The organism is Colwellia sp. PAMC 21821 (genome assembly GCF_002077175.1).
In the GTDB taxonomy this organism is placed as follows: Bacteria; Pseudomonadota; Gammaproteobacteria; order Enterobacterales; family Alteromonadaceae; genus Cognaticolwellia.
In genome coordinates this window covers 4269600-4281901 of record NZ_CP014943.1, presented here as the reverse complement: position 1 = coordinate 4281901, position 12302 = coordinate 4269600, and the positions used below count along the sequence as shown (strand labels likewise).

Below are 12302 nucleotides of genomic sequence, written 5' to 3'. Positions count from 1 at the left end.
CTATGTATTTTTATATTTAACTAAAATTGCCTATTAAGTTTATCGACAACATAAAACTAACTATTTTGAGTAAGGCGTAAGAAAACTATCGCTTTGTAAATGATTCCAACGAGATGATAACCATCGTTTCATCCAAGGGTTTTGTTTTGCCGCATCTGCTGTAGTGTTCTCTGGCGGATTAAACTGTAGAGAAAACATGTCGTGTAAATAATTAGCACTATTTAATATCTCTAAAGTTTCAATATCGGATTGGCTCTGATTGATAATTGCAGTCAAAGCTTTAACGGTGTCAATTTCATTAAATAGTGTAAGAAACTCAATTGCTTTAGCTTTGTTAAGCAGGTTTAATTCAGATTTATATAATGCTTTAATATCGGGTATAAACATTGCGGCCTGCTCACCATAAGATGTTAAAACCATTAATACCCAATAGCGTTTCCATTCATTCTTTGAATTAAGTAAGGTAGTTAATTCTTTTTTTGACTCACTTACCGGCTGATACTGCATATTTGCAATATCAATCAATTCGCTGATCTGAGATTTGTTATCATGACCAAAAGTTTCCGTATCATTAAAGGCTTCTTTTGCTAAGAAAGACTCAGGGTAAAAACTTAAATCTGGCATTGATTTTAATTGCACGTTCAATTTTGTACGTAAAGAGACAAGTGTATTTTTATAAGCAGGTTCATTGGCAAGGTTGTTCATCTCATGGGGATCAGTTTCAATATTAAATAACTGTTCAGCACTTTTAGGTTCATAAAATGCTGACTGGTTAGCATTAAGTTTACCTTGGCGATATAAGTCTTTCCATTCTAATGCCGCTGCTTGTTTGTAGCGATATTCACTAAAGAGTGCATCAGGATAATGCGGTAAATAACGACGAACGTATTTAAACTTACCTACACGAATAGCGCGAACAAAGTCATATTTTTCATCCATACGGTCTTCATAACTAAAACTGGTGTCTCTTTTGTTAACACTCGCTAAACTAATATTTTTGCCTATAAAGGCGCTACCATCATGCTGCGTTGCTTTATTTAAACCCGCAAGTTTTAGTAAGGTTGGTCCAAAATCGATAAAATTTACGATACCCGAAACACGCTTATTACTGACATTTTGCATATCTTGAGCAACCAAATGCTGAAAGTTTTTTGGAATGCGCACGACTAACGGTACTGAAAGGCCACGTTCATATATATATCCTTTACTTGCTGGCATTACACCGCCGTGGTCACCAAAATAGAAAACAAAGGTATTTTCAAGCTCGCCTTCCTGCTCAAGTTTAGCCATAACCTCACCAATTTTCTTATCAACAATTTGATGCGCATCTAAGTAGCGGGCTTGAGTGTAGCGAAATAATTCGGTATTAGGGTAAATTGGAAATAATTCAACTGAATTTGGATCGTGTTTTGTTGCAACAGTCTCTAGGTCGGTTAACGGAAAATGTAATTTATGTTCATGCGTATCCTTCCATGTTTGCATATGGAAAAATGGTTGGTTAGGTTTGCGATTCTGCCATTGTGCTTTTTTTGAAGACTCATCCCACTCTTTACTATCTTCAATAAAATTATAATCAAGCTTTGCATTATTCGTTGTGTAATAGCCCGCATTTTTTAACTGAGTGCTAAATACCGTTAGCCCTTGGGGTAAGTTTACCTTTTGTGCTGGACGATGAAATTGCGTACCTATTCTAGGCCCATAAGCGCCTGTTGCTAAGGTGGTTCTTGCTGTTGAACAAACCGGGGCATTAGATAAAGCGTTATCGAAAATAAGTCCATGCTGGGCTAACTTTTCAACATTAGGCATTGCTGCACCATGCTCATTATAAAGCTTTAAAAAGTGCTTGGAATTATCTTCCGATATTAGCCATAAAAAGTTTGGCTTTTTCTCAACGTTAGTAACATCAACTTTATCGGTATTAGCTGCAAAAACAAAATTTGTTCCTGCTGAACATAAAATCAATATCATACTAAATTTTTTAAACATACAAACACTCATAGCTTTTTCAATCAACCTTTACGGTTAATAAAAAATAATGTTTACATCGACTTAACCTTTAATTAAGTCGATAACAAACGACAGTTAACTTTAGTTATTGCACACCAGAATACTGCTCAACTTCCATTTCTTTTTCCCAATTCACAAGCTTAGCTTTAAGTTTTGTGACAATGATTGGATTTTCAGTGGCTAAATCAACTTTCTCTGACATATCATTTTCAATATTAAAAAGCTTTAATTTACCACTTCGATAGGCAAGTAACTTCCAATCGCCTTCACGCACAGATGCATATAAATCTTCATATGCACGATAACCATAGATAGGTTCAGTACGTGTTAGTTTTGAGTTATTCTTGATTGTCTCAACAAGAGAAATACCATCAAGGTTTTGGTATTTTTCAACATTACCGCCGCTAATTTCGATTAAGGTCGGAAACAAGTCAGTTGATTGAACAACGCTATCATTGGTTTTTCCAGCTTGTGTTACGCCAGGCCAACTTACAATGAAAGGTACTCTAGCGCCGCCTTCAAATAAGGTATCGATTTTTTTCCCACCCTGTAAAGGTGCATTGTCTAACAAGCCCCCTTGATCAGATAAAAAGATAACAATGGTGTTCTTATCAATATTTTTATCTGAAAGTGCTTGTCTAATTCGACCAATAGATTCATCAACACCCCCCACTAAAGCGGCATGATGTGCTTCCTTATCAGAAAGACCTTTTTGTTTATAATGTTCATATAAATCCTTTCTGCCCTGCAAAGGACTGTGTATACCGTAATACCACATAGACAACATAAAAGGCTTATCTTGATCAAACTCTTCAATAAACTCAACGGCATCATCAGTTAATTTATCAGTTAAGTAGCCTTCTTTAACGTCTTTATAAACATCACTATTTTTAAAAAATGGTGCATAATAACTTTTAGGGTGACCCCAATTTGTTGTACCGCGTTGCTGATCAAAACCTTGATCTGTTGGTAAATACCCTTCATGACCTAAATGCCATTTACCGACAAACATATTATAATAACCTTGCTCTTTTAAGGCTTCTGCATAAGTCGTATATTCAGTATCTAGCCAATTAACACTAGGCACCTTTGCGGGATCTTTTTCCCAATAATGAAAGCGTTGTTCAGTGCGGCCATATTCATCAAAGCCATATTGCGGTTTATGCGGTATATGCCTTACCATTTTTATTCTGGCTGGATGCTGCCCTGTCACTAACGTTGCCCGACTTGGACTACAGGTAGGTGTTGGTATATACATACTATTAAAATCGACACCATCGCCTGCCAGCTTTTCTATATTAGGTGTTTCGTAATGACTATTTTTACTTGTACGAGATGCCCAGCCCATATCATCAACAAAAAACAACACAATATTGGGCTTTTTATTTGGCTCATTTACTGTTTTTTTTGCTGCGTTTACTACCGTGCTTGCCGTTTTATTTTTACTAACGTCTGCACAACCTATAGTGGCTATTAAAGATAATGTTACACTTAAACTTGTTGCTAATTTAATCATGGTTATATTCCTCACCCTCACCCTCACCGATTAATGACTATTACTTAATAGAATGATCATTAATTAACGATTTTTTAGATTGTTTATCAGCTTTAATTACTTGTTTATATTCACCTTTGTAACTATTATTTTTGATTATTACATTTTTACTATTTACTAAATCAAAAACAGGTGCGTCTGGGTAAAGAGAAGGCTTATCAATATCACGCGTGATTTCATTACCTTCGATCAATAAACCGTCTACACGGTCAGCCCAAACTATACGACCGCCATGTGAAGAGATTTTATTATTGATAAAACGAATGTTTTTGTCATAACTCGCGGTTTGATCAAAAGTCTTTCCTAATTTTGGTGTGATATACATCACCGCTTGCTCAGCAGCCGAATAGGAATTGTATTCAAAAGTATTATTTTGAATTAATATGTCACCAACAGCGCCTGCTTCAAACCAATTAAAGGTCTCGCCGCGAAATAGAATACTCGCCATCATTGAAGATAAATAGTTGTTTTCAATAACCGTTTTCAAAGGTGTTTTGACTACAATGTTTCTGGCTCTATGATCCATAATGGTTGAATTACGAATAGTAAATGTTGGATACCAGGTTTTATTTTCTAAAATATCACCCGCTTTCAAATCTGCAGGTATATTATCGTTGAAAGTTAATTCGGTATATTTTTCGTTAAGAACACGTACATTTTTAACGATGCCTGTTTCTTGGCGTGCAGGACTAGGTTGTTTAATAAACCATACAGCATCATTTTTAGCCGCAAATTCATAACCCAGCTGTTCATAATGAACTAATTCTAATATAAGGGTATTTTCGTCAATAATTTTATCAACTTTAACGTAAGTACCACGAAGGTTAACACCATCGTCTAACATGTTTTCAAATCGTGCATTGTCAATTAATACATGCCCTTTACAGTTGGCAAAATGAGAAGCATCTGCAATTGTCGATATTACTCGGTCACTACCATCAGATAAATGAACGCCAGAGTTAAGTAAATTGATATCGGTCGTACGTTCAAATAAAAAGCCCATACCTAAAGCATGATGAACTTTTACATTGTTAATCGTAACATTTGATGAATCCTTAACTTGAAAAGCAGGTGCATATCTGTGTTTATCTCTATCACCTTTTGAACTAATTAAGCTACCAACCGGTGGCATATTTTTTAATTCTTCATAAATCCTTAAAACACCATTTGGACGTTTCTCAACTTTAGTCGGTCTACTTTTAAAGCCAGATGTATTGTGATAAACACGTTTATGCGCTTTATCCCACACCATTGAGCTACCTAGTTCATTGAAAGAAAAACCGTCTACTAATGGAAATTGTATTTGGTCTTTTACCAATTTCCAATGGTGGCTGCCACTTGCTGGTTTAACATCTCTCCAGTTTTCTTTTTCATTAACAGCAACAACTTCAGATAAAAAAGTAAAAGGAATATCCCAATCAATGGTTAAATCTTTGATACTAATTTTTTTATTGTTGTATAACTGAAATGGAGCAACTTGGCCGTGGAAAATAAGATCAGCGCCATTGCCTTCAATTTCAACTGATTTAAAATTGTCTAAAGGGAAAATAATATTTTTCATCCCATTACCATGATTAGTTACAGTGCTATATCTTGATACGGCATAATCAGGTAGAAACTTATAAGTCCCCTTTTCTAAAATAATTTTAATCTCATCATCTGTAACAGATTCTAATGCTGCACGTAATACCGGTGTCATATCTGCAGACGAGGGTTGTAATTTTATAATCTGTTCAGCAGCAGCCGACGTACTTAAAGTACCAAGAAAGGCAGCTAAGATAATGGTGTTTTTATGTCTTTTTATTAAATTCATTTTTTATTACTCGTTCTTATTTTAAAATTGAACACATAATCATTATGGCACAAACAAGGTGTTGCGTTAAACCTTATTGTAAATATAAATTTATGTAAACAAAACTTACATATATTTACATTAATACTTATCCTAGATTATAAAATTTATTCATTACCCAAGCATAATTTTCAGAGGTAACCTATTGTTTAGACGTGTATATTAAAAAAGTTATCGCTAATTATTAAAAGCATAGATAATTTCTTGATTGAATTTTTCATTAGCCAATAAAACTGTCGAAGGAAAACTATCATTATTAGGAGCATCTGGCCAAAACTGCGCTTCTAAGCAAACGCCTTGGTTTTTCTTAAAGGGTGTTGCCAAGTAATTGCCAGTGTAAACCTGTACACCGGGAAGTGAAGTAAACAAAGACAAAGTAATATTACTTTGTGGTGATGTTAATTTTGCTGCTAAACGATTATTAATTCCAACCTTGCCATTTAGATTATGAGTAGATTCATCATTATCTAAAGTGAAACAGTGATCGATGCCATTTGCTAGTAGAATTTGCTCATGTTGATCAGATAAAACCGCTTTTAATTGTGTAGGCTCGTTGAAATTTAAACAACTTCCAAAGGTCGGTTTAATATCCCCTGTCGGGATACCTTCCTTATCAGTCGGGAGATAATGTTGTGAGAATAGCTGTAAATAATGATTGTCAATTAAGCTCTCGTCATTATTTAAATTGAAATAGCAATGATTCGTTAAATTGAGCACAGTATCTTTATCAGACGATGCCTCAAATGATATTTTTATTTGATTATCCGCTACAGAAATAGTTTGCCATACATCGACATTGCCAGGAAAACCGCCATCGCCATCAGGCGTATGTAAATATAGTTTTATCTCATCTTTATGATGATAAATGACCTGCCAAATACACTTATTAAAACCTTGTTCTCCTCCATGAAGACAATGCTCTCCAGGCGTTTTTGTTACTGTGTATTCATGATTATTTAAAGAAAAAACACCTTGATTAATTCTATTGGCATAACGTCCGACAGAGGCACCTAAATAAAAGGGGTCGTCTAAATATAATGATAAATCATCATAACCTAACGATAACTCTTGTTCTTTTAAGGTGATGCTCGAAATGATACCACCAAACGCAAGCACTTTTATTGTTAGCCCTTTTCCATCGCTTAGCTGGTATGGCTTTAAAGCCTGCTCTTCTTGTGGCGTTAATAGTTTTTTGGTGTTCATTTTATTTTGCATACCCATTTGGATTGTTTGATTGCCAATGCCACGTATCTTTCATCATTTGCGTTAAGCTTCTTGTAGCTTGCCAATTCAATTGGGTATTCGCTTTATTTGCATTAGCCCAAAAAGCAGGTAAATCGCCTGATCGTCGAGGTGCAACATCAAAAGGAATAGCTTTCGATGTTGCGCTTTCAAAGGCTTTTACAATAGCAAAAACAGAAACACCATTACCCGTACCTAAATTAAATGCTTCAACACCTCTAAATGACTCATTTTTATTTAGCCATTCAAGTGCAGCTAGGTGACCTTCCGCTAAATCCATCACATGTAAATAGTCACGTTCACAACTACCATCTTGCGTAGGATAATCGCCGCCAAAAATATTGAGTTTAGCTCTTTTTCCTACCGCGACTTGAGCTACGTAAGGGAGTAAGTTATTAGGAATACCACTTGGGTCCTCCCCTATTTCACCACTTTCGTGAGCACCAATGGGATTAAAATAGCGCAACGAAACGGCTCTAAATTGAGGATCAGAAATAGCTAAATCTTGTAAAATTCGCTCAACCATTACCTTATTAGCACCATAAGGACTAGAAGGCGTGCCCAGTTTCATATTCTCATCATAAGGAACGTCGTTTTCTTCGCCATATACAGTGGCAGAAGAGCTAAAAATAAAGTTATTTACGCCAAACTCTTTCATCACTTCTAATACGCAAACCGTACCATATACATTACTTTGAAAATAACTTAAGGGGATTGTCGTTGATTCACCCACCGCTTTTAACGCGGCAAAATGAATAACAACACTGATGTTATGGTGCTCAAAAACTTCCATTAGTTTGTCTTTATCGCGAATATCGCCTTCAATAAAGTCAACTGATTTACCTGTTAAACGTTTTACACGCTCAATCGACTCAGCACTCGAATTACATAAGTTATCATAGACAATAACCTCATAGTCATTTTCCAATAAAGTTAAAACGCTATGAGAGCCAATATAACCTGCGCCACCTGTTACTAATACTTGCATCTTTATTCCTTTAATTAAACAAAGGCCAACGGATACCCAGTTGACCTTTATTTGATTACTTCATTAAACTTAAACAGAGATAAATAAGTAGGTTTATCTCTGTTGAGTTAATACCATTACCACCAAGTTGCGTATAAAGCGACAAGGATAAATATCACGCCAAGGCTAGCCACATTAAAAGATTTAGCCGTAGTAAAGCTCACGGTATCTAAACTAACGCTGCTATCTTGTGTATTTGGCTTACCCATAATTGATACAAGGTAACAAAGGCCCAAACAAAGCAAGAAAACTAAGCCAACTCGGTCCATAAACGGTAACTCAGGCCAAAGTTGCATTAAGGCAAAAGAAAAGACAGCTGAACCGAATGCAGCCGCAAGTGCACCCATTGACGTAGCGCGTTTCCAGAACATACCCATCACAAATATCACCACAATGCCTGGTGTAAAGAAGCCGGTAAACTCTTGTATGTATTGGAATGCTTGATCAAATTTACCCAATAATGGTTCAGCTACAACCAAAGCGATACACAAAGAAATTAATGCAGCAATACGACCCACATGCACGTAATGGCGTTGACTTTTGTTTGGCTTAAAACGCGTATATAAATCCATAGTAAAAATAGTTGAAATACTATTGGTCATTGAGGCAAGAGAAGAAACGATAGCAGCAACTAAGGCCGCAAATACCAACCCTTTAATACCAACTGGCATTAATGCCATCATTGACGGGTAAGCTTGGTCTGGCGTTGTTAATGAAGGATATAAAACAACGGCAGCAATACCAGGCAGGACGACAATAACAGGCATCAATAATTTAAGGTAGGCCGCAAAAGCGATACCTTTTTGCGCTTCTTTTATATCTTTAGCCGCTAAAGCACGTTGAATAATATATTGATTGAAGCCCCAATAACTGAAGTTCATCACTAACATACCGCCGATTAATACCGAAATACCCGGCAAGCTCATGTAATGCTCATTTTCAGGACTTAAAATCATGTCAAAATGCTCAGGCATTTGATCGGTAAGAATCCCGAAACCAGCTAAAACACCTTGTCCATCTGACACTGCATCAAGTGCTAAGTAACTTAAGAATAGTCCGCCAAATACTAATAACACAACTTGAAATATATCAGTATAGGCAACGGCTTTTAAACCACCGTATAACGAGTAAGCAACAGAGAAAACGGCTAAGAAAATCATGCCGAACATCCAATCAACACCCGCAACGGTTTCAATGGCTAAGCCACCTAACCATAAAACGGCGGTTAAGTTAACAAAGGTATAAACCGCTAGCCAAAAAATTGATAAGGTCGTTTTTACCTTACTATCAAAGCGCTGCTCTAAATATTGTGGCATGGTGAAAATTTTATTATCTAAGAAAATAGGTAGCATATATTTGCCAACTATGATCAAGGTAATCGCTGCCATCCACTCATAAGAAGCAATAGCGATACCTATGGCATAACCTGAGCCAGACATGCCTATTATCTGTTCCGCTGAAATATTTGCGGCAATTAAAGAAGCGCCAATAGCCCACCACGGTAATGATTTACCTGCTAAAAAGTAATCTTCTGTGCTCGCTCCTTCTGCTTTCTCACTGCGAGAAATCCACAATGCAACACATAACAGCCCTATAACGTAAACAATAAAAATTGTGCTGTCTATCGTGCCCAATTTGTTTGCAAAATCCATAATTCCCCCACCTCTTATTTTTAATTATAATTTTTATAATTTCTATTTTAATAGCTTATCTAAAAGCACCCTGACTCGCTTTACAGTTATAAATTGTTGCTGCCAACCCAAACTTTTCTGGATAATCTTTATTCACAACTTCAGTCAGTTTAGTCACCATTTCCTCGGGTACTAAAGCAACAATACAACCACCAAAACCGCCACCTGTCATTCTTACACCACCATTAAGACCAATAACATTGTCGATAATCTCAACTAAGCCATCCATTTCTTTAGTCGTTACTTCAAAATCATCTCTCAATGAAGCATGAGACGCTTTCATTAGCGCGCTGAGGGATTCTATATCGTTATTTTGTAACGCTGCTAAGGCTGAAACAGTACGTGTATTTTCAGTGATAACATGTCGTGCACGTTTATACAGTTCAAGGTCTATAATCGATTTATCAGCTTCAAGTTGCTCTATCGTTACTTCTCGAAGTGCAGACTTGCCAAAATGTTTGGCTACTTGCTCACATTGTTCTCTGCGTAAGTTGTATGCACTATCAACCAATCCTCGTTTAACATTAGAATTAACTATAAACAGTGATAAATTACTAGGGATCGGTGCATCTTCAAACGACAGATTTTTACAATCAAGTAGCATTGCATGGCCTTTTTGACCCATGGCAGAAATTAATTGGTCCATAATGCCGCAATTACAGCCGACAAAATTATTTTCAGCTTTTTGACCTAATTTAGCCGCATTAATACCATCTAAATCTAATTCATAAAGCTGTGCAAATGTTTTAAGAATTGCTATTTCAAAACTTGCAGAAGAGCTTAAGCCTGCACCCTGGGGTACATTGCCTGTAACCGCAATATTTGCTCCTTTGATATCAGGATAAACCGTCATTAATGCCTGTAAGGTGCCTTGAACATAATTACTCCACATTTTTTCTTCATCAAATTTTAATTGATCGAGCTTAAATGAAGTTGATTCTTGGTCGCAGTCATGAGCATAAACATTTACTGACATATCATCGCGTTTAGATGCAGCAATGTAAGTGCCGTAATTAATGGCGGCAGGAAAAACAAAACCATCGTTATAATCAGTATGATCACCAATTACATTTACTCGACCCGGCGCATGACAAAGTACATGCGGTGCTATTGAAAACTGTTCTTCAAACAATCGTTTAATCAAACCTTGTTGGCTCATTATATGCTGTCCTTGTAATGAACATTGGATAAGCCTTTTAATCTTTCGGCGGCTTGTTCTGCGGTTAAATCACGTTGTGCTTCAGCCATCATTTCGTAACCTACCATAAATTTACGGACGGTAGATGAACGCAGTAATGGTGGGAAAAAGCTCGCATGTAAGGTCCATTCTTCATGTGTTTCACCATCGTAAGGTGCACCATGCCAGCCCATTGAATATGGGAAAGAGCAATTAAATAAATTGTCATATTTAATGGTTATTTGTTTAAGAATATCCGCCAGCGACACTTTTTGAGCATCCGTTAACTCAGTCATTCTGGCAACATTAAATTTTGGTAACAGTAGGGTTTCAAATGGCCATGCTGCCCAATAAGGCACAACCACTAACCAATCGTCATTACTGACAACAATGCGCTCTTCGTTGTCGATTTCTTTTTTAACATAATCTTGTAATAAATTACCGCCATGAAGCTGCAGATAAGCCAGTTGAGCGTTTTGCTTTTTTTCAACCAAGGTAGGTAATTGCTGTTGTGACCAAATTTGTCCATGTGGATGAGGATTTGAACACCCCATTACACTACCTTTGTTTTCAAAAACTTGTACCCACTGATAGGTTTGCCCAAGTTCATGACATTGTACTTGCCACGTATCAACAACGGCTTTAATTTCACCAACGCTAAGTTGTGGTAAAGTTTTACTGTGATCAGGAGAGAAACAAATTACACGGCTTTCACCCTGCTCTGTCGCCATCTTAAATAAAGGGTCATTGTTAACAACTGTTGGCGTGTCTTGTTTTAATGCAGCAAAATCATTAGTGAATACAAAGGTCTTTTCATAATGATCATTAACTTCGCCATTAATGCGCGTATTACCAGCACATAAAAAACAACTTTCATCATAAGTCGGCTTTTCATCTTCATCCAATGTTTCAACTTGACCCTGCCATGGCCGTTTAGCCCTGTGTGGAGATACGAGTACCCATTCATTTATTAAGGGGTTGTATCTTCTATGAGGGTGTTCTGTTGGATCAAAATCTTCATTCTTCATTCTATTAATCCCATTTAATCTGTTTATGTTTTTCGTGTTTTATTGCAAGACGGGAACGCGCAACACCTACAGGTAAAGATACTCGATTTAATATTAAAAGCAACAATTAGCTATAAAAAGTGATGAATAAATAGTAACTAAATATCCATAAGGTTAAAGGAAAACACAAAAATAAAAGTTATACCGTTGATTTAAATGTCAATTAAACAAAGTTAACCATGTAAATTAAAATTTAGAGGCAAGCGATATAACTTATATATTACGTTTAAACATAGGCAATAAAGCTGTAATCCAGAACTTTAAAACTCTAACGTGTAACGCAACACCTTTTCACGTAGTGTATCGTACCTTTTTTCTGATTTTACGTTGATAAAATGCGAGTTTACAGATACCTGAGCGAACGATGTACAAGGTGCATCTTTTTATAAATGGTAACTCTTGATTAGAAACAAAGGTGACTATGCATCTAGTTCACAACTAAAATTCAACCTGAAATTTAGATATTAATACATACCTGTTGATAAATTTATTGTCTGTTCTATATCAAACTAAGATATAGAATGTTCTGGTAAAGCAGAATAATAAGACATATTTATAGTGGTCGCTTTAAACTCAATTGGTTTCTAGTAGAGTGTGCTAAGTCCACACCTCCATTAATTAAAATACATTTCTATTTTGAAGTGTTACATGCCATTAAAACAGATCAACCTTGCGTGTTTTAAA

Annotated in this window: 8 protein-coding genes; all 8 read right to left on the bottom strand. The window is 36.2% G+C overall.

The window, feature by feature from the left end:
* Positions 1 to 60 precede the first annotated feature (60 nt).
* Positions 61 to 1986, bottom strand: a complete 1926-nt coding sequence (locus tag A3Q33_RS17975; RefSeq protein WP_196798000.1) for a sulfatase family protein — start codon at positions 1984 to 1986, stop codon at positions 61 to 63.
* A 106-nt stretch (positions 1987 to 2092) separates the two neighbouring features.
* Positions 2093 to 3523, bottom strand: a complete 1431-nt coding sequence (locus A3Q33_RS17970; protein WP_081181151.1) for a sulfatase — start codon at positions 3521 to 3523, stop codon at positions 2093 to 2095.
* A gap of 40 nt (positions 3524 to 3563) precedes the next feature.
* Positions 3564 to 5375, bottom strand: a complete 1812-nt coding sequence (locus A3Q33_RS17965) for a right-handed parallel beta-helix repeat-containing protein (protein WP_081181150.1) — start codon at positions 5373 to 5375, stop codon at positions 3564 to 3566.
* Positions 5376 to 5591: 216 nt separating this feature from the next.
* A complete protein-coding gene (locus tag A3Q33_RS17960) occupies positions 5592 to 6617 on the bottom strand; it encodes an aldose epimerase family protein (protein ID WP_196797999.1) in 1026 nt (341 codons plus the stop codon).
* Between the two features lies 1 nt (position 6618).
* Positions 6619 to 7644 (bottom strand): UDP-glucose 4-epimerase GalE, encoded by a 1026-nt coding sequence (gene galE, locus A3Q33_RS17955; protein ID WP_081181148.1) that lies wholly within the window; start codon positions 7642 to 7644, stop codon positions 6619 to 6621.
* Between the two features lie 116 nt (positions 7645 to 7760).
* Entirely contained in the window at positions 7761 to 9335 is a 1575-nt protein-coding gene (locus A3Q33_RS17950; protein WP_081181147.1) for a sodium/sugar symporter, read from the bottom strand.
* Positions 9336 to 9390: 55 nt separating this feature from the next.
* The gene (gene galK, locus A3Q33_RS17945; RefSeq protein WP_081181146.1) at positions 9391 to 10533 is read right to left on the bottom strand and encodes a galactokinase; all 1143 of its coding nucleotides are present in this window, start codon (positions 10531 to 10533) and stop codon (positions 9391 to 9393) included.
* A complete protein-coding gene (locus tag A3Q33_RS17940; RefSeq protein ID WP_081181145.1) occupies positions 10533 to 11579 on the bottom strand; it encodes a UDP-glucose--hexose-1-phosphate uridylyltransferase in 1047 nt (348 codons plus the stop codon). Before A3Q33_RS17940 ends, galK begins: the two co-directional genes overlap by 1 nt.
* Between the last annotated feature and the right edge of the window lie 723 nt (positions 11580 to 12302).